Genomic DNA, 23,682 nt, shown 5'->3' with positions numbered 1-23,682 from the left:
AGCCGGGTCCGAACCCGGACGGGGACGCCGAGGACTGGGCGTTCGAGCGCCCCGCCGAACGCGGCCTCTCCGACCTGCGCCCGGTGACGGCGCCGACCGACACCCACCGCCACGAGCAGGTGGCGCCTCCGCCGGTCGCCGACCGTCCGTACTACGCGCCCTACGGGACCGGCGACACCCGTGCGGCGGACTGGTCGGCAGGCGAGCCGGACGTGCCGACCGATACCCGCGGATCGAACGGCGGCGGCACGGAGCGCTGCACCGGCGACGGCCCGTTGGGCGGCGGGAGCGGCGAGCCCCGGACACAAGCAGGCGCCGCCCGGCAGGCGGAGGCGCCCGGCGGCGACGACGGGGGCGAAGGCGAACGCGTCGGCACCGGCAGCAGTGAACAGACCCATCGCACCGATGGCGACGGCGCCCTGCCCCAGAGCGAGGGCGGCCCCGCCCTCGACCGCTCCGAGGGTCAGGGCGCCCATCCTGCCGCGGGCGGTTGGCCCGGCCCCCACGTCGTCGGCACGGACTCGTCCGGCGTCCCTGTCGCCGGACCCGGGCCAAACGGCGAACACCCGCCCGGACAGGCGAAGAGCCAACGAGGGCTGCCCAGAATCGTGCCTGCGCCCCCGTCGCCGCCGGGCGGCGCCGCAGCCCCGGCGCAGCCGTCGGAGGGCGCGCCCCCGCAGGAGTGGGCGCGTCCGCCCGCGGGAAACCCGGGACACCCTGGAGAGTCGGCGCCCTCCGACGTGCCGGCTCACAGGTCGGCGGGGGTGACGTACTACGGCCCCGGGACCGGGCAGCCCGCGCCGCACCCGCCCGCCCCCGGACCGGCGACGCAGTACGGCGCCGGCGGCGCGCAGCAGCGGCACCCGCGGTCCGGCTTCCCGCCGACCGCGGCGTCCGGGCACGCACCGCCTGGCGGTGTGCCGGGTGGGGCTCCGACCGGTCATGGGGGGCCGGCCGCTGCGCCCGGCCGTGCCGGTATCGCGCCGGGCGGTCCGTGGCCGGCTCCTGGCGCCGGCGGCCCCCCGGACGCGGGTCGTCCAGCCGATGGCCCGGTGCGATTCCTGCCGCCGACGTTCGCAGGCCCTCCCGCACCCCCCGGACAGGCACCGCCGCAGCCCGGTTCGGCCCAGGTCCGGCCGAGCGAGCCCGACATCGCCCACGGTGCCCACCGCACGCACTGGGCCTCGGTGCCGCTCCAGGTCCTTCTGGTCACCCTCGTCTTCCTGGCCCTGCCGGGATCTCTGCTGGTCCAGTTCGGCGTGGTCTGGGTTCTGCTGATGACGCTGGCGGTCGCCTGCGGTGCTGTCGCGTTCGCACTGCTGGCCTGGTGGAACTCCTCCTTCGGGCTCCGCGACGACCACTTGGTCGTCCACTCGGGCCTGATCCGGCGCTCGTCGCGTGAGATCCCGCTGAGCCGCCTGCAGGCCGTGGACGTCGTGCGTCCGCTGCTGATGCAGGTCTTGGGCCTGGCCGAACTGCGTGTGGAGCTCGCCGGCGGCGACTCCAGCGAGATCAGGCTGCGGTATCTGACGTGGGGCCGGGCGGAACGGCTTCGGGCCGCGCTGCTCGCACACGCCGCGGGGCTCGCGGGCAGCACGCCCAAGGCGCCGGAATGGCCGTTCTTCCGGCTGCCGTTCGGGCTCCTGCTGGGAGCCCTCGCCTTCAGGCTGCCGGTGCTGGGCAGCGTGGTCCTGTTCGTGCTCCTCATCGCCGCCGGGGGTGCGGTCGTCAGCAGCACGGGCCTTTTCGAAGCAGGGGTTCTCGGCGGTGCCCTGCCGCTACTGCTGGGGCTGATGCGCGGCTTCCTCGGCCCGCTGATGCGCTACACCGACTTCTACTCCTCCCTGTCACCCGACGGGCTGCGGCTCCGCTACGGGATCTTCCAGGCGCGCATGCAGACCGTGCCGCCGGGGCGTGTGCAGGCGGTGCGCATCGTCGAGCCGCTGCTGTGGCGCGCCATGGGCGTCGTGCGGGTGGAGGCCAATGTGGCCGGCTACGTCGGTGAGCGGCAGATGGACTCCTCGACCCTGCTCCCCGTCGTCCCGAGGCGGATCGCCTACCTGCTGGTCGGTGAGCTGTTCTCCGGCGCGGACGCCTCCCGCACGGTCCTGCACCCGGCCGAGGGCGGGCGCGCCCGCGACGGCGAGCTGGGCTTCGACGAGCAGCTGTTCGTCGCACGCCGCGGGCTGGTGTGCCGTGTCACCGAGATCGTTCCGCACACCCGGACGCAGAGCATCCGGATGACCGCCGGCCCGATCGACCGCCGGAGGGGGGTCGCAACGGTCGAGGCCGACACGCCGCCGGGACCGATCCGGGCGCACGCGAGCGGCCGCGGGCTTGAGGAGGCGCGCCGGATCGTCGACGGCATGGCCGCGTTCGGGCACGCGGCCCGCCGCTCGAACGCGGGCCCCGAACGCTGGGCGACCCGCAGCGAGCCCTCGCCCCCGGCGCGCTGATCCGGCGGCCCGGCACGGCCGCGCGGAGGGCGAGACTCGTGTGGCGTGTATCACACGGATGTCGGGGGTTGTTGCGCAGCCCGTCTGACCCGGCGGTTCGTGGGGAAGTCCGGGCAATACGCGCCACGCTGAGTGCCTGACCCCCACCCCGCGCGCGGGCCCCGTGCCCCTGGCCCCGCGCGGGGCGATCGGGCACTCGGCCGGACTCCGGACGCCGCTCCGCCACTGGTTTCCTCGGCCCCACCGCCTTCCGCCCACCCCGCCTACGCTGGAGCCGGTTCGGCCCCGGCTCTCTCCCACCCGAGCCCGCCTCCGCCTTCGCCCCCATCTCCGCAAGATCTGCCGCCCCACTCCGGCGGGGCGGCAGTGGACGCCCTTGCCCTCGGCTGAACGTAGGCTGGCCGCGCGGATGTCCGGTACCCCGGTGGACTGGAACGAGGTGCGATGCAGCAGGCGGAGAACACGCAGCGGCCGGCCCGGCTGAGTGTCGGTGTCGTCGGCGCGGGTCGGGTCGGATCGGTTCTGGGAGCGGCGCTGGAGCGCGCGGGACACCGTGTGGTCGCGGCCTCCGCGGTCTCCGAGCACTCGCGCGGGCGCGCGGCCAGGCGCCTGCCTTCCGCGCGCATCGCCGAGCCCGCCGAGGTCGTCGCCGAGTCCGACCTGGTCCTGCTCACCGTGCCCGACGACGCGCTGGAACCGCTCGTGCGCGGGCTCGTCGAGACCGGCGCCGACTTCACCGGCACCTTCCTGGTCCACGCCAGCGGAGCACACGGATACCACGCGCTCGCGCCGGCCACTGCCGCCGGAGCGCTGCCCCTCGCCCTGCACCCGGTGATGACGTTCACCGGCCGCGACGAGGACCTCGACCGCCTGGCCAGCTGCTCCTTCGGCGTCACGGCTCCCGACGCCCTGCGGCCCATCGCCGAGGCGCTGGTCGTGGAGATGGGGGCCGAGCCCGTGTGGATCGCGGAGGAGCACCGCACCCTTTACCACGCGGCCCTCACCGGGGGCGCGAACCACCTGGTCACCCTGGTCGCCGAAAGCGCCTCGCTGCTGAGCGCCGCGGGCGTCGAGCACCCTTCGCGCCTGCTGGGGCCGCTGCTGGGCGCCGCCTTGGACAACGGTCTGCGGTTGGGCATGGACGGCCTCAGCGGCCCGGTCCTGCGCGGCGACACCGAGACCGTGTCGGCCCACATCGACGAGCTGCGGCGCCATTCGCCCGAAAGCGTGCCCGCCTACGTGGCCCTCGCCCGCCTGACGGCCGATCGCGCTCTGGCCGCCGGACTGCTCAAGCCCCACGACGCCGAACGCCTGCTGGACGTCCTCCAAGCGTGAGCGACTTCCCCCGCAACCAGAGAGACATCCCCATGACGGACCCCACCGATACACCCGGCGGCGCCGCGCCCGACCCCGCCGACGGCCTCCCTTCCGGCGCCCGCACGCCCGCACCGGCTCTCGCGCGCACCCCCGAGGAGCTGGCCCGCATGCGCGCGCGCCTGGGCGGCCGCGTGGCGCTGGTGCCCACCATGGGCTCGCTGCACGGCGGGCACCGCGCGCTGATGGCCGCCGCCCGCGAGCAGGCGGACGCGATCATCGTCAGCGTCTTCGTCAACCCGCTGCAGTTCGGCCCCGGCGAGGACTACGAGCACTACCCGCGCGACCTCGGCGCAGACATTCGGGTGTGCACCGAAGAGGGCGCGGACCTGGTGTTCGCGCCGTCGGCCGAGGACATGTACCCCGGCGAGCAGATCGTGCGCGTCGACCCGGGCGAGATGGGCCGGGTGCTGGAGGGGGAGTTCCGCCCCGGCTTCTTCAGCGGCGTGCTCACGGTCGTCTGCAAGCTGTTCAACCTGGTCCGGCCGGACGCCGCCGTCTTCGGCCAGAAGGACGCCCAGCAGCTCGCGCTGGTGCGCCGGATGGTGCGCGACCTGAACCTGCCGGTCACCATCGCGGCGGCGCCGACCATGCGGGACCCCGACAACCTCGCCTCGTCGAGCCGCAACGCCTACCTCGGATCCGAGGAGCGCCGCAGCGCGCTGGCTCTGTCCAAGGCGCTGCTGTCGGGGGCGGACGCCTCGCTCACCGGGCCGGTGGGTATTCTCAGTGCGGCCCGGGCAGTCCTCGACGAAGCGGTCGCGGGCGACCCGCCGGTCACCGTGGACTACCTGACCCTGGTCGACGCGAACACCTTCGCGGAGGTCCCCAGCGACTTCCGCGGGGACGCCGTGCTCCTCGTCGCGGCCCGTGTCGGGGGGACCAGGCTGATCGACAACGTGCCGCTCACTCTGTGAACCGCTCCGGTGCACCGCTCCCGGGGCGGCGGGCGGCACCCGGGACGAAGGAGGATCCGCGGTGTCGGACACACCCCCCGAGCTTCCGCGCAAGCTGACCGCCCCCGACCCCGGCTGGACGGCCTCGGCCGACGTCGTGGTCGTCGGTTCCGGCATCGCCGGGCTCAGCACGGCCCTGCGCTACACCGAGTTGGCGCCGAACGGCCGGGTCGTGCTGGTCACCAAGGATCTGCTCGCGACCGGTTCGACCCGGTGGGCCCAGGGCGGCATCGCCGCGGTCACCGACCCGGCCGACGCCCCGCTGTCGCACATGGTCGACACGGTGGTCGCCGGGCGCGAGCTGTGCGACCCGTCGGCCGTTCGCGCCCTGGTCGCCGCCGGTCCCGACGCGCTGCGCTGGCTGGTGGAGCGCGGTACGGCCTTCGACCGCGCCGCCGACGGCAACCTGGACCTGACGCGCGAGGGCGGCCACCGCGCCCGCCGCATCGCCCACGCGGGAGGCGACGCCACCGGCGCGGAGATCGAGCGGGCGCTCATCCACGCCGTGACCGACGACCCGCGCATCGAGGTGATCGAGCACGCCTTCGCCCCCGACCTGCTGACGGCCCGGCCCGCCGGTGCGGGCGGCGGCCCCTCCGCCGCCGGGGTCACGGTCCACGTCATCGGGGAAGGAGAGCACGGCGGCGTCGGCCGGGTCCGGGCGCGCGCCGTCGTACTCGCCACCGGCGGAATCGGCCAGGCCTTCGCGTCCACGACCAACCCCGAGGTCTCCACCGGCGACGGCCTGGCCCTGGGCCTGCGCGCCGGGGCGGTGGCCGAGGATCTGGAGTTCGTGCAGTTCCACCCCACTGTGCTGTGGCTGGGCGCGCAGGCGCGCGGACAGCTGCCGCTGATCTCGGAGGCGGTCCGCGGCGAGGGGGCGTTCCTGGTCGACACCGAGGGGCGCCGGTTCATGAGCGAGCGCCACGAGCTGGGCGATCTGGCCCCACGCGACGTGGTGGCTGCGGGTGAGGCCGAGGCGATGGCGCGCACCGGCGCGGACCACGTGCTGCTGGACGGCCGCCACTTCGGCGCGCGGATGTGGGAGGAGCGCTTCCCCACGATCCTCGCCGCCTGCCGCAAGCACGGCATCGACCCGGTGACCGACCTGATCCCGGTGGCCCCGGCCGCCCATCACGCCTCCGGCGGTCTCCGCACGGACCTGCGGGGACGCTCGGGGATCAGCGGCCTCTACGCCGTCGGCGAGGTCGCCCGCACCGGCGTGCACGGCGCCAACCGGCTGGGGTCCAACTCGCTGCTGGAGAGCGTGGTCTTCGCCCACAGCGCCGCGGAGGACCTGGCCGCACGCACGGCCGCCGACTCGGCTGAGCCGCTGCCGACCTCACCCGCCGCGGCCGCGCCGGAAGGGCGCCCGGGGCTGGTCGCCCCCGCCAACGTCGCCCGGATCCGCACCGTGATGTCGCGGTGCGCCGGCGTGGTGCGCGACGAGTCGGGGCTGCGCGCCGCGCTCGCGGAGCTGGCCGAGATCGCCGAGGACCCCGCCAACGGCGGCGCCGAGCCCGGGAAGACCGCCTGGGAGGCCACCAACCTGCTCACCGTCGCGGCGACGCTGGTCCACGCCGCTCTGCTGCGGGTGCGCGCCGACACCGGAGCCGGCGGAGCGTCCGGCCCGGCCGCAGCGCTTCCGGCCCGCCTGAACGTGCGGGTGGCGCTTGGCGGTCACCACGAGCTGGTCCCCGCCGAGACGGACCCGTTGTCCGGGCCGCTGGGGGAGGAGCTGGAGTGCGCCGCCCGCTCGGGCGGCCACCGCGGCGGGGGAGCGTCGGGCGTCCTCGACCGGGTGCGCACCGCTCTGAGCGAGGACCTGAGCCTGCCAGGGGAGGGCGGCTCGGGCGTCGACACCACCACCGCCGCGACGATCCCCGCCGGCCAGATCCGCACCGCAGACGTGGTGGCGCGCGCCGACGGCGTGGTGGCCGGCCTCCCGGTCGCCGAGCTCGTCTTCGCCGCGGTGACCGGGGGCGTGTTCGAGGTCGAGCGCCGTGCCGCCGACGGCGACCGGGTCGGCGGCGGCGATGTGCTGATGAGCGTGACCGCCCGCACTCGCGACCTGCTCACCGCCGAGCGGACCGCGTTGAACTTCCTCACCCACTTGTCCGGAATCGCCACCGCGACGGCCGACTGGGTCGATGCCGTCGCGGGCACGGACGCGCGCGTGCGCGACAGCCGGAAGACGCACGCGGGCCTGCGCGCGCTGGAGAAGTACGCGGTGCGTTGCGGCGGCGGCGCCAACCACCGGTTCGGCCTGGCCGACGCGGCGCTGATCAAGGACAACCACGTGCTTGCCGCGGGCGGCGTCGCCGAGGCCGTCCGCTCCGTGCGCGACGCCTTCCCGGGACTGCCCCTGGAGGTGGAGGTGGACCGGATCGACCAGATCGAGCCGGCGCTGTCTGCCGGAGCCCAGGAGATCCTGCTGGACAACTTCACCGTCGGGCAGCTGCGCGAGGCGGTGGGGCTGGCGGCGGGGCGGGCGCGGCTGGAGGCCAGCGGCGGCTTGCGGCTGTCCGGCGCGGCGTCGGTCGCGGCGACCGGGGTGGACTTCCTGGCGGTCGGTGCGCTGACCCATTCCAGCCCGGCGCTGGACATCGCGCTCGATCTCCGGGACATTCGCTGAGATCCGCACAATTCATCACGAGAGGCCCCAGATGCTCCTTGCGATCGACGTCGGCAACTCGCACACGGTCCTCGGCCTCTTCGACGATGAGCTGCTCGTCGAGCACTGGCGGGTCTCCACCGAGGCGCGCCGCACCGCCGACGAGTGGGCCGTGGTGCTGCACGGCCTGATCGGAGGGAGCTCCATCGTCGCCAGCGGGCAGGTCGACGGCATCGCGCTGTGCTGCTCGGTGCCCTCGGTCCAGCACGAGATGCGCGAGATGTTCCGCCGCCACTTCGGCGACGTCACCGCCGTCATCGTCGAGCCCGGCGTGAAGACCGGCGTGCCGGTGCGCATGGACAATCCCAAGGAGGTCGGCAGCGACCGCATCGTCAACGCGCTGGCGGCCGTGCAGCAGTACGGCGGCCCGGCCGTGGTGGTGGACTTCGGCACGGCGACGACATTCGACGCCGTGAGCCCCAAGGGCGAGTACGTGGGCGGGGCGATCGCGCCGGGGATCGACATCTCGGTCGAGGCCCTTTCGCGCCGCGGAGCGCAGCTGCACATGGTGGAGCTGGTCAAGCCCCGCTCCGTGGTCGCCAAGAACACCACCGAGGCGCTGCGCTCGGGCATCGTCTACGGGTTCGCCGGGCAGGTGGACGGGATCGTCGACCGCATGGCCCAGGAGCTGACCGACGATGCCGACGACGTCACCGTCGTGGCGACCGGCGGGCTGGCGCCGATGGTCGTCGACGAGTGCGAGACCGTGGACGTGCACGAGCCCTGGCTCACGCTGGTCGGGCTGCGCCTGGTCTTCCAGCGCAACGCCTGAGCGGCCGGCGGGCCGGCCGGGGAGGGATCGCACGTCGGGGCCACCCGCACCGGGCCGATAGGATTCACTGCGTGAGCGAAGGACTGGACGAATCCTACGACGACCTGCCCGAGCAGATGCGGGTCCGGCGGGAGAAGCTGGACCGCCTGCGCGCGGAGGGCACCGACCCCTTTCCGTTCGGGTTCCCCCGCACCACGACGATCGGTGGGATCCGGGAGAAACACGGATACCTCACACCGGATTCGGCCACCGGTGAGCGCGTCGGCATCGCCGGGCGCGTCATGCTCTACCGCACCGGCGGCAAGCTGTGCTTCGCCACCCTCCGCGACGCCACCGGCGACCTGCAGGTGATGCTGTCGCTGGACAAGCTGGGCCCCGACTCGCTGGCGGCCTGGAAGAGCGACGTCGACCTCGGCGACCACGTCGGAGTCGAGGGCGAGGTCATCACCTCCCGCCGCGGTGAGCTGTCGGTGATGGTCGACTCCTGGAAGCTGACCGCCAAGTGCCTGCGGCCTCTCCCGGAGAAGCACCGCGGCCTGACCGACCCCGAGGCGCGGGTCCGCCAGCGCTACGTCGACCTGATCGTCAACCCCGACGCGCGCGCCATGGTGCACAGCCGCGCCGCGGCCATCCGCGCGCTGCGCGACGGGCTGCACGAGCGCGGCTACACCGAGGTCGAGACCCCGATGCTGCAGCGGGTGCACGGCGGCGCGACCGCGCGGCCCTTCACCACGCACATCAACGCCTACGACCTGGACCTGTACCTGCGCATCGCACCCGAGCTGTACCTGAAGCGGCTCGTCGTGGGAGGCATCGAGAAGGTCTTCGAGATCAACCGGAACTTCCGCAACGAGGGCGCGGACTCCACGCACAACCCCGAGTTCACGATGCTGGAGTTCTACCAGGCCTACGCCGACTACGACGTGATGGCCGACCTCACCCGCGAACTGCTGCAGGGCGCGGTCCGCGCCGCGTTCGGCGGCACCGTGGTGGAGCGCGGCGGAACCGAGTACGATCTCGGCGGCGCCTGGCCGTCGGTGCGCCTCTACGACGCGGTCTCCGAGGCGGTCGGCGAAGAGGTCACCCCGCGCACGCCGGTGGAGGCGGTGCGCAAGGTCGCCGACGCCCGCGGGGTCGAGTGGAGCCCGGACTGGGGCCAGGGGAAGCTGGCCGAGCACCTGTTCGAGGAGCTGGTCGAGCACACGCTGCAGCAGCCCACCTTCGTACGCGACTTTCCGCTGGAGACCAGCCCGCTCACCCGCCGGCACCGCGACGACCCGCTGGTTACCGAGAAGTGGGACCTGATCGGCTTCGGCATGGAGCTGGGCACCGGCTACTCCGAGCTCGTCGACCCGGTCGAGCAGCGGCGCCGGCTGACCGAGCAGTCGCTGATGGCCGCCGGCGGGGATCCTGAGGCGATGCAGCTCGACGAGGACTTCCTGCGCGCGCTGGAGTACGGCATGCCGCCCTCGGGCGGCGTCGGTGTGGGCGTCGACCGGTTGCTGATGGCGCTCACGGGGCGCAATATCCGCGAGACCATCCTCTTCCCGATCGTCAAGCCCGAGTGAGGGTAACGGGGCGTCCGGCGATGCCGGTCGCCCCGCCCCGCGATCTCGTTGCGGGATCGTGATGTTCCAGGATTCGGAGAAACCGCAGGTCAGTGGCCGCCTCCCAGAATACTTCGGGTAAACGCCGCCTGTCGCCCGCGAGGGGGTTTCCGGGCGGCTGTGCGAAGGTTCTTTTCGCAGGTCAGTCTCATCTATGAGGTTTTCTTAAGCGACACCTCTGTGACCTGGGATAATTGCGATACTACGCAAAGTAGTCAAATCGACCTTGACGGGCAGTTCGCATCGGCCTAGCGTTTCAAACCGAGCGGAGCTCCGCTCCGCTGGTTTGCCGTAGTGGATCGATATGACGGTGAGTGAGGATGGCTGGGCACGGCTTGGCCGGTTCCACCATTCTCGGCCGTGAGCGCCCGCGTGCGATCTGTCCGTCCCAGACCGCACCGACCGGTGGCGAACGCCCTTGCTCGCCGGGCGCTTCGCCCTTGTGCCAGAAGGGCGTCGCCGCACCGGAGCCGGGGAGCCCTGCCGGGGAACGTCGGCGCCCGCGTGTCCAGAGGCGCGCCTCGGCCCATCGCAGATCGCTTCGGTGACGAGTTGTTGTTCCGCACTCACCACGGATGAGGGAGGACGGAGTGGAACAGGCCACACTCGTACGTCGTGCCGCGAACGACCCCGCCACCGCGCTTGTGCGCGAGGGGATCGTGTCGACCCCGGTGCCGGTCCCCGAAGGGGGCAAGAACCTTCCGGTCAACCTGACCGACGACGAGCTCCAGCTTCTCGCTGAGATCGCCACCGGTGTGACCACGGACGTGGCCGCCCGGCGCCTGGAGCTGAGCGCGCGCACCCTGCGCCGCCGCCTCCGGGCGATCTGCGACGAGCTCGGGGTCAACACCCCCATCGAGGCTGTCGTCTGGGCGGCGCGCAAGCAGCTGATCTAGCCAGAGGAACCGAATCCCACCGCACCGAACGGCTGAACGCACCCCTCGAGGAACCGACGCCGCGGCGCGCCGCCTCCGCCCTGTCCCGGCGGGGCGGCGGGCCTGCGCCGTGGCTGCGCGCAGCCGCAGCCGAGTAACCTGATGCAGTCATGCACGCAACCCAGGTCACCGTGCGCCGCGCGCGCACCCGCGACGTCGCCGGCATCCGGAGGCTCGTCGACTCCTTCAGCGGCGAGCGCCGGGTGCTCACCAAGAGCACGGTCAACCTCTACGAGGACGTTCAGGAGTTCTGCGTCGCCGAGATCGGCGACGGGGCGGACCGCGCCGTGGTCGGCTGCGGCGCACTGCACGTCCTGTGGGAGGACCTGGCCGAGGTCCGCACCGTGGTCGTCGACCCCGTCGCCCAGGGCCGCGGCGTCGGCCACAGCATCGTCGCCGCGCTGCTCGACCGCGCCCGCGAGCTGGGCATACGCAGGGTGTTCTGCCTGACCTTCGAGACCGCTTTCTTCGCCAGGCACGGGTTCGAGCAGATCCAGGGCGCACCCGTCTCACCGCGCGTGTTCGAGGAGCTGCTGCGCTCCTACGACGAGGGCGTGGCCGAATTCCTCGACCTGGAGCGGGTCAAGCCCAACACCTTGGGCAACACCCGGATGCTGGTGCACCTCAACGAGCCCGGCACTCCGCGGACGCACTGACGCGCGCGCCCGCTCTCGGCGGCCGGCGCGCACGCTCACAGCAGGCGCATCTGCTTCTCGCGCGGCCGCCGGCGGGTGGCCGACTCCTCGTCGACCGGCATGGTCAGGCTCGGGTCGATCGCCTCCAGGAACGCCGAAGGCGCGGTGTCATAGGGGGTGCCCCGCCGGGTGCGGCGCCGCGACCGCGAGAGGTAGAGCCGCCGGCGGGCGCGGGTGAGCCCGACGAAGAACAGCCTCCGCTCCTCGTTCTCGCCGGCGGCGCCGCGCGCCTCGCCCGGCAGCCGGAAGGGCAGCAGCCCGTCGTCGCAGCCCACGAGGAACACCACGGGGAACTCCAGGCCCTTGGCCGCGTGCAGAGTCAGCAGCGCGACCCGGTCGGCCCGCGGGTCCAGCGCGTCGACCTCGGCGCCCATGGCCAGCGCCGACAGGAACTCGCCCAGGTCGCGGCCGCACTCGGCGGCCAGCGGGAGCACCAGCTCACCCGCCGTCCGGAGGTCGGCGCAGCGCTCCTCGTCGTCGGCGTGGCGGTCGCACAGCAGCGCCACCGCCGAGCGCACCCGCTCCGCCAGCGGCCCGTCGGGACGGCGGGCAAGCTCGTCGGCGAGCATCCGCACGCCCGGCCGTGCCAGCAGCCGGTCGTGCGAGCGCTTCTGGTAGGGCACGCCGGCGGTGTTGAATGCGCGCATGACCGCCTCGCTCTGGGCGTCGGTGCGGTAGAGGACGCAGAAGTCGCTGAAGGACAGGCCGCCGTCGCCGTCACCGGTGACGCGGCCGCTGTCCAGCGAGTGCCAGGAGGTACCGCCCAGCAAGCGGTCGATGGAGCGCGCCACGAACGAGGCCTCCCCCTGCTCGTCGGCGGCCGTGTGCAGGCCGATGCGGGGCGGGTCGGTGAAGTCGCCGACCGCCCGCAGTTCGCGGCCCGGTACCAGCGAGGCGGGGGCGATGGCCTGGACGGCGGCGTCGACGATCGCTGAGTTGGAGCGGTAGTTGCGGCCGAGCCGGACGGCGGCGGCCCCGGGGAAGTCCTCCGTGAAGCGCAGGAAGAAGCCGACGTCGGCGCCGCGGAATCCGTAGATCGCCTGGTCGGGGTCGCCGATGGCGGTCAGGTTCCCGCCGGGTGAAGCCAGCAGGCGCAGCAGCGCGTACTGGCGCTCGTCGACGTCCTGGTACTCGTCGACACTGATCCAGGGCCAGCGCCGCCGGTACCGGTCGGCCAGGGCGTCGTCGGCGTCGAGCAGGCGCACCGGCAGGGCGACCAGGTCGATGAAGTCGACCAGGTCGAGCTCGCGCATCCGGCGCTCATACGCGGCGTCCGCGCCGCCCGCCGCGGGCTCGCCCGCGTCCCGCCGGGACAGCAGGCGCCGCCCCTCCTGCTCGGAGCCCGCGGCCTCGGCGGCCACCGCCAGTTGCCGTGCGGTGTCGGCGATGCCGAAGGAGGCCGACAGCCCGGCGCGCTCGTGCTGCTCGCGCAGGATGAGCAGGCCCAGCCGGTGGAACGTGGCGACGGTGAGGTCGCGAGCACGCTCGCCCAGCAGGTCGCGGAGCCGCTCGGCCAGCTCGTCGGCGGCGCGGCGGGTGAACGTGATGGCCAGGAAGCCGTCGGCGGGGACGTCGCGCTCGGCGACGAGATGGGCGATGCGCCGGGTGAGCGTGCGGGTCTTGCCGGTGCCCGGACCGGCGACGATCAGCAGCGGGCCGCCGGGGGCCTCGGCCGCGGCGCGCTGCTCGGGGTCGAGCCCGTCGAGCAGGCTCCGGAGGGCGGGGGCGGGGTCGCCGTACGCGCTTTCGGGGAACAGCTCGCCGGAATCCGGGCCGTTCGCCTCTAGCGTGGCGGCTGCCTGTACCGCAGACGGGGCTGAGGCGGCCGCTGCGGCTCCGGAAGCGGTTGCGGCGGGGGAGGGCGCGGGTACGGAAACCGTGGCGATGGAGCCGGCACCTGGAGCGGTCGCATGCGGCTCGCCGGTGCCGCCCCGGGCGCCCCCGCCGCTGCCGGAGCGACCCGGCGCGCCGCCGGGCGGGCCGGGCTGCGAGGCACCGGCGGCGCCCCTGTTGCGGACGGGCTCGGCCCCGCCCTCGCTCGGGTCGGCGGGCCGCTTCGGCCTGCGCGGCGCGGCGGGCCGGGAGATGGAGGGCGCGGCGAGCTCTCCGGCGTCGAACAGCGCGGGCGCGGCGTCGGCGGCGGCCAGCTCGCCGGGCTCGAACATGTGGATCGTGCCGTACTCGCCGTCGTAGCCGGCGTCGCGGATCACCGCCCCCGCGCGCAGCCGGGTGACGGCCTCGCCGAGCAGGGTGCCGCCGGCGCGGGCGACCTCGTCGGCGGGCACAGCGGAGAGGATGTCCAGCTCGGAGCCGAGCGCGCCCACCAGCCGGGCGACCTCGCCCTGCACCCGCTTGCTCTTGGGGCCCACGCCGACGATCTCGCTGACGACCTCGGGCAGCGGCACGAGGCTGGTGAACCCGGTCGCGCCGTCGGGGCGGTGCCCGATCGGGCGGTCGGCAAGTTCGAACACGCGGTGGGAGACGCCCACGGTCAGCGGCTTGGCGCACACCGGGCAGAGGCCGCCGCGCTCGCGGGTGGCGTCGGGTTCCAGGCGCACCCCGCATCTGCGATGGCCGTCGAGGTGGTATTTGCCTTCCTCCGGGAAGAACTCGACGGTGCCGCGGAATCCGTCGCCGGTCTCCAGGGCGCGGCGTATCGCGTAGTAATCGAGATCGGTGCCGAAGCGCGTGGCCTCGCGGGCGAGCATCGGCGGCGAGTGGGCGTCGGAATTGCTGACCTGCGTATAACCGTCCAGAGAGGAGACGGTCCAGTTCATCTCCGGGTCGCTGGAGAGTCCGGTCTCCACGGCGAAGATGTGCTCGGCGAGGTCGGCGTAGCAGTCCGCGACGGCGTCGAATCCGGATTTCGAGCCGAGAACGGCGAACCACGGGGTCCACACGTGCGCCGGCACGAGATAGCTTCCGGGGTCGCTGGCGAGGGTGATCTCCAGGAGGTTGCGCGAATCGAGGCCCAGGATGGGGCGCCCGTCGGAGGCGAGATTGCCGATCCGGGCCAAATCCGCGGTGATGGCCTCGGCCGCCGCCATCGTGGGCGCGTAGAGCAAATGGTGTACCTTTCGAGTCCGTTCGCCCCGTTTATAGATGGTGGAGATCTCCACTGACAGCATGAAGCGCGACGGATTCCGACATGCGGGCGGCAGAGTGCGCAGCACCTCGGCTTCGATATCCGGGGCCAGGCGGAACAGGCCCGGCTCGGCCGGGACCAGTTTGGCGCGCAACTCCTCGCGCCAGGCGGGGTGAGTGAAATCACCGGTGCCGACGACTCCGATGCCCTTGCGCGCCGCCCACCACGCCAGATGCTCCAGGTCGCAATCCTTGCTGCAAGCCCGCGAGTACTTGGAGTGAATATGCAGATCTGCGTGGAACTCCACGGTGAGGTCCTCTCAATGCCCACGGTGACCGGGTCGCGCGGTGAACACGCGGAAGTCGCGCCGGCTCCGGACCGCGGACGCCGGACTCGCCCGAGTCAGGGTGCCACGATCCCACAACCGGCCGGGACCCTTCGCGGCTTATGCGGACCGGGGCGGGAGAGGTGTATACGACCGGGTAATGTGTCCAATGCGGTGGAGATGTGCGATGCGCCTGCCAGGGCGTCTTCGCTCCCCCTCCTCCGCCCGGAGGGCGGCTGAACCATATGCCTGATCCACCGGGGCATCCAATCCCACGCGTGTTCGGCCGCTTCGGCCACGGGACGCCGTCATTTCTATGGCGATTCGGTTGCGGTCGGCTGCCCGCAGGCGGCCGGAGACGTCCCGTCGCACCCGGAAACCCCTTATACAGCGGGCTTTCGGTGGAACGGCTAAAGCTTCCCGCAGGCGGTGTCCGCGCGGGTGCGAAGGATGTCTATGATGACGGTGTCCGCAATCGATGTATGAGCGGGCGGCTCAGCCTGCCGCCGATCCGACTCGGCGGCACCCCTCCGTGGGGTAATTGCTGCATAAAGTGACACCAAGGAAGGGGTGCGCTCGATGGGCGACGTTTTGTCGGCGCTGCTCCCCCCGGCTGTGGTCGCGGCCGTCTTCTGCACGTTCGTCGTGAAGCTGCTCCGTAAGGAGATGGCTCCCAGAACGTCGGACGGGCGACTCGTGAGCGAGGCGGACACGTCATCCGGCCGCGGAACCGCGAGCGCCGCAACGGCGTCGCAGCCGGAGGCGGATGACTTCGCCGCTGAAGGCGGGGCAAAGGACGCAGAGGCTTCTGGGGCGGAACTTCCAGACGACGGTCCCGGGCGGGACGACCGCTAACCGGTTACGCGCGGGAAAGGAGCGGTGCGCGTCTCGCGTTAACGACTCCGACGGCTGGTCCGGGAGGCGCGGCCCGTATCGGGGCCGAGCCGCGATTTGCTTCGCGCTCGCGGCCCCGGCATAGGCTGGTCCGGTTTTCGGTGGCGTGGAGAATTGTCTTCCGCGTTCTCTCGGGATAGCTTTATATTCAGGTGCCACTGCACCGCTCTGCTGGAAAGGTTCTATCTATGGCACAAAAGGTTCAGGTGCTTCTCGTCGACGATCTGGACGGCGGCGAGGCCGAGGAGACCGTTTCGTTCGGGGTCGACGGTTCCTCCTACGAAATCGACCTCAGCGCCGGCAACGCCACCAAGCTGCGCGAGGCCCTGGCGCCCTACGTCGAGGCGGCTCGCAAGGCACCGTCCAAGACCAGCGGGCGCGGCGGCAAGCGCCAGCAGCGCAACGCCCCCAGCCGCGAGCGCAGCGCCGAAATCCGCGCGTGGGCGAAGGCCGCGGGCAAGCAGGTCAACGAGCGCGGCCGGATCCCTGCGGCCATCGTCGCCGAGTACGAGGCTGCGCAGCGCTGAGCCCTCGACCGGCGCCGGCTCGCGAGTGGCGGTTGCGCGGACCTCTCCGGAACCCGCGAGAGCCGCGCAGGACCATTACCGCCGGGCCGGTCGGCGACCGCGGCTGTTCGCTGAGAGCAAATCTGCGTGCGAATGCGTGTCCACGGCCCGTGTGCCCTCGATATACCGGGGTGCGCGGGCCGTTCGCTTGCGGCGTAGTCGGAACACTGGGCCCCCGTCAGGTAGTTGGATGAGGATGAACGCCCTATCGTCGGGGAAAGTCTCAGGCATGGAAGGTCGGCAGCGACCTTCCATGCAGGATGTGTTCGTCGGGCGGGCCGCGACGCCGGCCGCTTGGTGGACGGGTGCGGCAGCGCCTCCACGGGGCTTTCCCCTGAGGGGCCGAAATGCGGAAAGCGAGGGTCGGAACTTCCGTCCCTGCCTGACCGCTCTGTGAGGAGCGACGAGACATGTTCGAGAGGTTTACCGACCGCGCACGGCGCGTGGTGGTCCTGGCCCAGGAAGAGGCCAGGATGCTCAACCACAACTACATTGGTACAGAGCACATCCTGCTCGGCCTCATCCACGAGGGTGAGGGCGTCGCTGCGAAGGCTCTGGAGAGCCTGGGAATCAGCCTCGAAGCGGTTCGGCAGCAGGTGGAGGAGATCATCGGCCAGGGTCAGCAGGCCCCCTCCGGCCACATCCCCTTTACCCCCCGCGCCAAGAAGGTTCTGGAGCTCTCCCTCCGGGAAGCCCTGCAGCTCGGGCACAACTACATCGGCACGGAGCACATCCTGCTCGGCCTCATCCGCGAGGGCGAGGGCGTGGCCGCCCAGGTGCTGGTCAAGCTCGGCGCCGACCTCAACCGGGTGCGCCAGCAGGTCATCCAGCTCCTGCACGGCTACCAGGGCAAGGAGCCCCAGGCCACGGGTGCCTCCTCCGAGTCCACCCCCTCCACCTCCCTGGTGCTGGACCAGTTCGGGCGCAACCTCACCCAGGCCGCGCGCGAGAGCAACCTGGATCCGGTCATAGGGCGGGACCAGGAGATCGAGCGCGTGATGCAGGTGCTGTCGCGCCGAACCAAGAACAACCCGGTGCTCATCGGTGAGCCCGGTGTCGGCAAGACCGCCGTCGTCGAAGGACTGGCCCAGAAGATCGTCAAGGGCGAGATCCCCGAGACCCTCAAGGACAAGCAGCTCTACACCCTCGACCTCGGCGCGCTGGTGGCCGGCAGCCGCTACCGCGGCGACTTCGAGGAGCGGCTGAAGAAGGTCCTCAAGGAGATCCGCACCCGCGGCGACATCATCCTGTTCATCGACGAGCTGCACACGCTGGTGGGCGCCGGCGCGGCGGAGGGCGCGATAGACGCCGCGTCGATCCTGAAGCCCATGCTCGCCCGGGGCGAGCTGCAGACGATCGGCGCGACCACGCTGGACGAGTACCGCAAGCACCTGGAGAAGGACGCGGCGCTGGAGCGCCGCTTCCAGCCGATCCAGGTCGACGAGCCCACGATCTCGCACACGATCGAGATCCTGAAGGGCCTGCGGGACCGCTACGAGGCGCACCACCGGGTGTCGATCACCGACAGCGCCCTGGTGGCCTCGGCCCAGCTGGCCGACCGCTACATCAGCGACCGCTTCCTGCCGGACAAGGCGATCGACCTCATCGACGAGGCCGGCTCGCGGATGCGCATCCGCCGCATGACCGCGCCGCCGGACCTGCGCGAGTTCGACGAGAAGATCGCCGACGTGCGCCGCGACAAGGAGTCGGCGATCGACGCCCAGGACTTCGAGAAGGCGGCGTCGCTGCGCGACGACGAGAAGAACCTGCTAACGCAGAAGGCGCAGCGGGAGAAGGAGTGGAAGGCCGGCGACATGGACGTCGTCGCCGAGGTGGGCGAGGAGCTCATCGCGGAGGTCCTGGCCACCGCCACCGGCATCCCCGTCTTCAAGCTCACCGAGGAGGAGTCCTCCCGGCTGCTGCGCATGGAGGAAGAGCTGCACAAGCGGGTCATCGGCCAAGAGGACGCCATCAAGGCGCTCTCGCAGGCCATCCGGCGCACCCGCGCCGGTCTGAAGGACCCCAAGCGCCCCGGCGGCTCGTTCATCTTCGCCGGCCCCTCCGGGGTCGGCAAGACCGAGCTGTCCAAGACGCTGGCGGAGTTCCTCTTCGGCGACGAGGAGTCGCTGATCCAGCTCGACATGAGCGAGTTCATGGAGAAGCACACCGTCTCGCGGCTGTTCGGCTCGCCTCCCGGCTACGTCGGATACGAGGAGGGCGGCCAGCTTACCGAGAAGGTGCGGCGCAAGCCGTTCTCCGTGGTCCTCTTCGACGAGATCGAGAAGGCCCACAACGACATCTTCAACTCGCTGCTGCAGGTCCTGGAGGAAGGGCGCCTCACCGACGCCCAGGGTCGCAACGTCGACTTCAAGAACACGGTCATCATCATGACGACCAACCTCGGCACCCGCGACATCTCCAAGGGCGCGGCGATGGGCTTCGCCAAGGAGGACGACGCCCAGACCAACTACGACCGGATGAAGGCCAAGGTCCAGGAAGAGCTCAAGCAGAACTTCCGGCCCGAGTTCCTCAACCGCGTCGACGACGTCATCGTGTTCCACCAGCTCACCGAGCAGGAGATCATCGACATCGTCGACCTGATGGTCAACGCCCTGGACGAGCGGCTCAAGGACCGCGACATGGGGCTGGAGCTGCGTCCGGGGGCCAAGAAGATGCTGGCGGAGCGCGGTTACGACCCGGTGCTGGGGGCCCGGCCGCTGCGCCGGACGATCCAGCGCGAGATCGAGGACGCGCTGTCGGAGAAGATCCTCTTCGGCGACCTCAAGCCCGGGCAGATCGTGGTGATCGACGCCGAGGGCGAGGGGACCGACGGCAAGTTCACCTTCCACGGCGTGCCCAAGCCCGAGTCCGTCCCGGACACTCCCGCTGTGGAGGAGACCGCGGCCGGCAAGGGCGAGTAGCTGCTGGATCCGGCCGAGCCGGATCGGTCCGGCGCCGGTGCTCCGGCGGCGACCAGCGGGGGCGGTCCTTCGGGGCCGCCCCTTCCGTTTTGTCGCGGTGTCCTCGGGCGCTCCCACGGCTTCCTGCGGGGGAACGACCGGTCGGGCGTACCCGAGCACCGCGTCCGCTCGATAGGGTTCGGCTGTGGTTCCCCCTGAGAGCAACCCTCCGTACCAGCCCCCGCAACCCGCCGGCGGGCAGCCGCCGCCGGGCGGTCCCAGAGGTCAGGCACAGCCCTCCGGACCGCAGTACGCGCATCCGGGCGGCCCGCCCGGCCCGGGCGGCTACGGGCCCCCGCACGGCTACCCGCAGGGGCCGCCGCCGGGCGGGCCTCCCGGTCAGCCGCCATACGGGTACGGGCCTCCGCCCGGCGGAGGCCGGCAGAAGGGCTCCTCGGGCGCGCTGTGGTGGGTGCTGGGCGGCTGCGCCCTGGTCCTCGTGCTCGTGGTGGTCGGTGGCGGAGTGGCCGGTTACTTCTTCCTGCGCGGCGGCAGCGGCGGCTCCGCGGCGCCCGAGGAGGACCTGCCCGGCAGCCACCAGCCCGGCGACATGGCCGGTGTGCGGTCCTTCACCGACGTTCCGCGCGAGCACACCGAGGAGCTCGTCTCCTACGAGCTGTATCCGCCGCCCGGCGGCAGGCACGACCCGGTGTGGCAGAACTGCGGCGTCTACCAGAAGGAGCTGAAGCCCGAGCACGCCGTGCACTCCCTGGAGCACGGGGCCGTGTGGATCAGCTACAAGGACAACCAGCCCGGAGACGTCCGGATGACGCTGGAAGGCCTGTACCGCGAGGGCGACTACCTGCTCGTCAGCCCCGCACACACCCTTCAGCGCGAGAACATCGTCCTCGTCGCCTGGGGCAAGCGCCTTGTCGTGGACGAACCCGACGACGAGCGCATCGCGGAGTTCCTGAACACCTACGTGCAGGGGCCGCAGACGCCCGAGCCCGGTGCGCCCTGCAGCGGCGGCACCGACCAGACGCTCGACACGGCCTGAGCCGAGCGCGGCCGACCCGCGGTGCGGCCACCGGGCGCCGGCCCTCCGGGTCAGTGCGGCAGCGCGTAGGTGCCGTCGTCCAGCGGGTCCACCAGGCCGTCGGCCACGAGCGCGTCCAGCGCGCGCTCGCGCTGCACCGGCTCCTGCCAGACCACGTCCAGCGCCGACTTCGGCACCGGCGCGGGCGACTCCCGCAGCACCGCCAGCAGCCGGCCGCGCACCTGCCGGTCGGTGCCCGCGTAGGTCTGGCCGCGGCGCGGCGGGCCCTCGTATGCGGGCTTCCCGGCGAGCCGCCAGGCGCACTGCGCGGACAGGGGGCACTCGGCGCAGGCGGGGGAGCGGGCCGTGCACACCAGTGCACCCAGCTCCATCACCGCCACCGCCCAGCGGGCCGCCACCGCCGCGTCCGGCGGCACCAGCGACTCCGCCAGCGCCACCTCCGCCTTGGTCTGGGTCTTCGGCGGGTACTCCGCCCCCGTGTGGGCGCGCGCCAGCACCCGCCGAACGTTGGTGTCGAGGACGGCGTGCCGCTGGCCGAAGGCGAAGCTGGCGACCGCGGCCGCGGTGTAGGCGCCCACGCCGGGGAGCGCGAGCAGGTCGGCATGGGAGGAGGGGACCTCCCCGCCGTGCCGCTCCACGACGGCGCAGGCGGCCGCGTGCAGGTTCAGCGCCCGGCGGGGGTAGCCCAACCGATTCCACATCCGCACCGCTTCGCCGGAGGGCTCCTCGGCGAGGTGCGCGGGGGAGGGCCAGCGCCGCATCCAGGCCTCCCAGGCGGGAAGCACCCGCGCGACCGGCGTCTGCTGCAGCATGATCTCGCTGACCAGGATCGACCAGGGGGTGGCGTCGTCGCGGCGCCAGGGCAAATCGCGGGCATTGGTCTCGTACCACGCGAGAACGGCTGTGCTGTAAGGGTTGTCGAACATGTCAATCGATGTGTGGATCGGCGGGTTGAGTAGGTACGGCGGCCGGAAACCCGGAATACTGCGCCCATGGCATCAAGTGCTGGACCGGGGCCGGTGAGTCCCGAGACATATTGGAGAAGGCGAGTCTTCGTTCTGGTGGGGCTCTTCGTCGTCGTGGCGCTGATCACCTACGCCTGCACCAGGCCGTCGTCACCCGGCGAAGGCGACGAGGCGTCCGGCACCGGCAGCGCGCCGAGCCCGACGCCCGAAGAGTCGTCGCCCAGTGTCTCACCTCCCGCGTCCCCGAGCGCCTCGCCCAGCCCTTCCGCCGGCGCCGGCCAGGACGGCGGGGGCGGCGGTGAGGGCGGCGGTGAGGGCGGCGGCACCGGGAGCGCAGGAGGCGACTCCGGCGACGAGTCGGGCGGCGGCTCCGGGGACGGCGGCGGTTCCGGCGGCTCCGAAGGCGTCGCCGCCCCCGAGGAGCCCGGCGACCCCTGTCGGCCGTCCGACGTGGTGGTGACCGTCAAGACCGACAAGAGCGACTACGACTGGAACGACAAGCCGAAGTTCAAGCTGAGCCTGGTCAACACCGAGGACCAGACCTGCACCGTCGACGTCGGCCCCGAAAGCCTGGAGCTGCGCGTCACCTCCGGCGACGACCGGATCTTCTCGACCGGCGACTGCGCCGGCGGATCCTCCTCCGACAAGCAGAAGCTGCAGCGCGGCGTGCCCTACACCACGACCGTCACCTGGGACCGCAAGCGCTCCTGGAAGGACTGCCCCGACCGCAACGTCACGGCCAAGCGGCCCGGGACCTACGTGGTGCAGCTGCACAGCAAGTACGACCAGAATGCCGAACCGCAGGTGTTCCGGCTGAACTGACCGCCGCCCGCAGGCCCCGCGCCGTCGATCTTGTAGCCATCGCAAATGGCAATCGCTTTCCATCACGACAGCTACAAGATCGACGGTGATGCGCCCGGCCTGGCGGGTGGGCGATCCCTGCTGATCAAGCGCCGGTCAGCTCGGCTGGGGTGCGGGAAAGGCCGAGCGGAGCGCGCCGCCGACGTCGTCGACGCCCACGACCTCGATCCCCTCGACCGGCTCCTCGCTGTGGTGCGGCACGATCGCCCGCGTGAACCCCAGCCGCTGGGCCTCGACGAGCCGTCGCTGCACGCCGGTGACCGCCCGGACGTCGCCGGCCAGGCCGACCTCGCCGATGGCGACCACGCCGCGCGGCAGCGGCTCGTCGCGCACCGAGCCCGCCACCGCCAGCGCCAGCGCCAGGTCGACCGAGGGCTCGCCAAGCCGCACGCCCCCCACGGTCGAGGCGTAGACGTCGGAGTTGGCGATGCGTACCCGGGCGCGGCGCTCCAGTACGGCCATGACCATGTTCACCCGCGCGGTGTCGAGCCCGGAGTTGGCGCGGCGGGGCTGGGGGAGGTTGGACGACGCCACCAGCGCCTGGACCTCGGCGATCAGCGGGCGCCGGCCCTCGAGGGTGACGGTGACGCAGGTGCCGGGCACCGGTTCGTTGCGGCGGGTGAGGAACAGGCCGCTGGGGTCGGGCAGGCCGAGGATGCCGGAGTCGGTCAGCTCGAAGCAGCCGATCTCGTCGGTGGGACCGTAGCGGTTCTTCGCGGCGCGCAGCATGCGCAGCTGGGAGTGGCGGTCGCCCTCGAACTGCAGCACGACGTCGACGAGGTGCTCCAGCAGCCGGGGCCCGGCGATGGAGCCGTCCTTGGTGACATGGCCGACCAGAACGGTGGCGATCCCGCGCTCCTTGGCCAGCCGGATCAGGGCCCCCGCGACCTCGCGGACCTGGGTGACACCGCCGGGCACGCCCGCGACGTCGGGGGAGCTCATGGTCTGCACCGAGTCGACGATCAGCAGCGACGGCGCGACCGCGTCGACATGGCTGACCAGCGAGGCCACCGAGTTCTCGGCGGCCAGGAACAGCTTGGGTGAGAGCGCCCCCAGCCGGTCGGCGCGCAGCCGCACCTGGCCGGTGGACTCCTCGCCGGTGACGTAGAGCACCGGGCCGGAGTCGGCGCAGAGCGAGGCGACCTCCAGCAACAGCGTGGACTTGCCCACGCCGGGTTCGCCCGCGAGCAGCATGACCCCGCCGGGGACGACGCCGCCGCCCAGGACGCGGTCGAGCTCGTCCAGACCGGTGGGGGAGGCGTGCGCGGTCTCGACGCTGATCTCGGTGATGGGGCGCGCCGGGGTCGAGACCCGAGCGGGGGCGATCACGGTCGAGGTGGGTGCGCCGGACTCCTCGACGGTGCCCCATGCCTGGCACTCGCCGCAGCGTCCGACCCATTTGAGGGTGGTCCAGCCGCATTCGCTGCAGCGGAAGGTGGTCTTCGCAGCCTTGGCCATGCCCTGCACGGTAGCGGCCGGGGGAGACAGCGGGTGCCCCCGCGGGCGCGGTATGTGGAAAACCGGGTGAACTGTGACTACGTTCGGTGAGGTAAACGTCGC

General features: G+C 72.3%; 16 protein-coding genes. 13 read left to right on the top strand and 3 right to left on the bottom strand.

The window, feature by feature from the left end:
* Window positions 1-1,052: 1,052 nt before the first annotated feature.
* From RM446_RS00400 to RM446_RS00365, 8 genes are all read left to right on the top strand, one after another.
* Window positions 1,053-2,456 (top strand): PH domain-containing protein, encoded by a 1,404-nt coding sequence (locus RM446_RS00400; RefSeq protein WP_398694231.1) that lies wholly within the window; start codon window positions 1,053-1,055, stop codon window positions 2,454-2,456.
* 444 nt (window positions 2,457-2,900) lie between these two features.
* A complete protein-coding gene (locus RM446_RS00395; RefSeq protein ID WP_311542988.1) occupies window positions 2,901-3,791 on the top strand; it encodes a Rossmann-like and DUF2520 domain-containing protein in 891 nt (296 codons plus the stop codon).
* A gap of 32 nt (window positions 3,792-3,823) precedes the next feature.
* Window positions 3,824-4,747 (top strand): pantoate--beta-alanine ligase, encoded by a 924-nt coding sequence (panC, locus tag RM446_RS00390; protein WP_311542986.1) that lies wholly within the window; start codon window positions 3,824-3,826, stop codon window positions 4,745-4,747.
* A 61-nt stretch (window positions 4,748-4,808) separates the two neighbouring features.
* Window positions 4,809-7,421 carry an L-aspartate oxidase gene (locus RM446_RS00385; protein WP_311542983.1) on the top strand — a complete coding sequence of 871 codons (2,613 nt, stop codon included), beginning with the start codon at window positions 4,809-4,811 and terminating at the stop codon, window positions 7,419-7,421.
* A gap of 31 nt (window positions 7,422-7,452) precedes the next feature.
* Window positions 7,453-8,232: a type III pantothenate kinase gene (locus tag RM446_RS00380; protein ID WP_311542982.1), complete on the top strand. Its 780-nt coding sequence runs from the start codon at window positions 7,453-7,455 to the stop codon at window positions 8,230-8,232.
* Window positions 8,233-8,303: 71 nt separating this feature from the next.
* On the top strand, window positions 8,304-9,800 hold the full coding sequence (gene lysX / locus RM446_RS00375; protein ID WP_311542981.1) for a bifunctional lysylphosphatidylglycerol synthetase/lysine--tRNA ligase LysX: 1,497 nt from the start codon (window positions 8,304-8,306) through the stop codon (window positions 9,798-9,800).
* A gap of 710 nt (window positions 9,801-10,510) precedes the next feature.
* On the top strand, window positions 10,511-10,735 hold the full coding sequence (locus tag RM446_RS00370; RefSeq protein ID WP_398694270.1) for a LuxR C-terminal-related transcriptional regulator: 225 nt from the start codon (window positions 10,511-10,513) through the stop codon (window positions 10,733-10,735).
* Between the two features lie 149 nt (window positions 10,736-10,884).
* Entirely contained in the window at window positions 10,885-11,430 is a 546-nt protein-coding gene (locus RM446_RS00365) for an amino-acid N-acetyltransferase (RefSeq protein WP_311542979.1), read from the top strand.
* Between the two features lie 35 nt (window positions 11,431-11,465).
* Here the strand turns inward: RM446_RS00365 and RM446_RS00360 are convergent, their stop codons facing one another.
* Window positions 11,466-14,861, bottom strand: a complete 3,396-nt coding sequence (locus tag RM446_RS00360) for a UvrD-helicase domain-containing protein (RefSeq protein ID WP_311542978.1) — start codon at window positions 14,859-14,861, stop codon at window positions 11,466-11,468.
* A 597-nt stretch (window positions 14,862-15,458) separates the two neighbouring features.
* Here RM446_RS00360 and RM446_RS24800 point away from each other — a divergent pair.
* The 4 genes from RM446_RS24800 to RM446_RS00345 all read left to right on the top strand — a co-directional run bounded on the left by RM446_RS24800 (window position 15,459) and on the right by RM446_RS00345 (window position 20,296).
* Window positions 15,459-15,734 (top strand): hypothetical protein, encoded by a 276-nt coding sequence (locus tag RM446_RS24800; RefSeq protein WP_398694229.1) that lies wholly within the window; start codon window positions 15,459-15,461, stop codon window positions 15,732-15,734.
* 227 nt (window positions 15,735-15,961) lie between these two features.
* Complete coding sequence (locus RM446_RS00355; RefSeq protein WP_311542977.1) at window positions 15,962-16,300, top strand: histone-like nucleoid-structuring protein Lsr2; 339 nt, start codon at window positions 15,962-15,964, stop codon at window positions 16,298-16,300.
* A gap of 449 nt (window positions 16,301-16,749) precedes the next feature.
* Complete coding sequence (locus RM446_RS00350; RefSeq protein ID WP_311542976.1) at window positions 16,750-19,260, top strand: ATP-dependent Clp protease ATP-binding subunit; 2,511 nt, start codon at window positions 16,750-16,752, stop codon at window positions 19,258-19,260.
* Between the two features lie 184 nt (window positions 19,261-19,444).
* Window positions 19,445-20,296 carry a DUF3105 domain-containing protein gene (locus RM446_RS00345; RefSeq protein WP_311542975.1) on the top strand — a complete coding sequence of 284 codons (852 nt, stop codon included), beginning with the start codon at window positions 19,445-19,447 and terminating at the stop codon, window positions 20,294-20,296.
* Window positions 20,297-20,346: 50 nt separating this feature from the next.
* On the opposite strand, the gene RM446_RS00340 is transcribed toward RM446_RS00345, so the two are convergent.
* Entirely contained in the window at window positions 20,347-21,222 is an 876-nt protein-coding gene (locus RM446_RS00340) for an A/G-specific adenine glycosylase (protein WP_311542974.1), read from the bottom strand.
* A 66-nt stretch (window positions 21,223-21,288) separates the two neighbouring features.
* Here RM446_RS00340 and RM446_RS00335 point away from each other — a divergent pair, with 66 nt between their 5' ends.
* Window positions 21,289-22,083, top strand: a complete 795-nt coding sequence (locus RM446_RS00335) for a hypothetical protein (RefSeq protein WP_311542973.1) — start codon at window positions 21,289-21,291, stop codon at window positions 22,081-22,083.
* A 135-nt stretch (window positions 22,084-22,218) separates the two neighbouring features.
* On the opposite strand, the gene radA is transcribed toward RM446_RS00335, so the two are convergent.
* Entirely contained in the window at window positions 22,219-23,580 is a 1,362-nt protein-coding gene (gene radA / locus RM446_RS00330; RefSeq protein WP_311542972.1) for a DNA repair protein RadA, read from the bottom strand.
* Window positions 23,581-23,682 lie beyond the last annotated feature (102 nt).

Source organism: Streptomonospora wellingtoniae, assembly GCF_031845375.1.
Lineage (GTDB): Bacteria > Actinomycetota > Actinomycetes > Streptosporangiales > Streptosporangiaceae > Streptomonospora > Streptomonospora wellingtoniae.
This window is presented reverse-complemented; position numbering and strand designations above follow the sequence as displayed.

Bases quoted from the DNA above. Each gene is read 5' to 3' on its own strand.
- radA (WP_311542972.1), bottom strand. From the start codon at position 23,580: ATGGCCAAGGCTGCGAAGACCACCTTCCGCTGCAGCGAATGCGGCTGG.
- RM446_RS00335 (WP_311542973.1), top strand. From the start codon at position 21,289: ATGGCATCAAGTGCTGGACCGGGGCCGGTGAGTCCCGAGACATATTGG.
- RM446_RS00365 (WP_311542979.1), top strand. From the start codon at position 10,885: ATGCACGCAACCCAGGTCACCGTGCGCCGCGCGCGCACCCGCGACGTC.
- RM446_RS00340 (WP_311542974.1), bottom strand. From the start codon at position 21,222: ATGTTCGACAACCCTTACAGCACAGCCGTTCTCGCGTGGTACGAGACC.
- RM446_RS00395 (WP_311542988.1), top strand. From the start codon at position 2,901: ATGCAGCAGGCGGAGAACACGCAGCGGCCGGCCCGGCTGAGTGTCGGT.
- RM446_RS00380 (WP_311542982.1), top strand. From the start codon at position 7,453: ATGCTCCTTGCGATCGACGTCGGCAACTCGCACACGGTCCTCGGCCTC.
- RM446_RS00350 (WP_311542976.1), top strand. From the start codon at position 16,750: ATGTTCGAGAGGTTTACCGACCGCGCACGGCGCGTGGTGGTCCTGGCC.
- panC (WP_311542986.1), top strand. From the start codon at position 3,824: ATGACGGACCCCACCGATACACCCGGCGGCGCCGCGCCCGACCCCGCC.
- RM446_RS24800 (WP_398694229.1), top strand. From the start codon at position 15,459: ATGGGCGACGTTTTGTCGGCGCTGCTCCCCCCGGCTGTGGTCGCGGCC.
- RM446_RS00355 (WP_311542977.1), top strand. From the start codon at position 15,962: ATGGCACAAAAGGTTCAGGTGCTTCTCGTCGACGATCTGGACGGCGGC.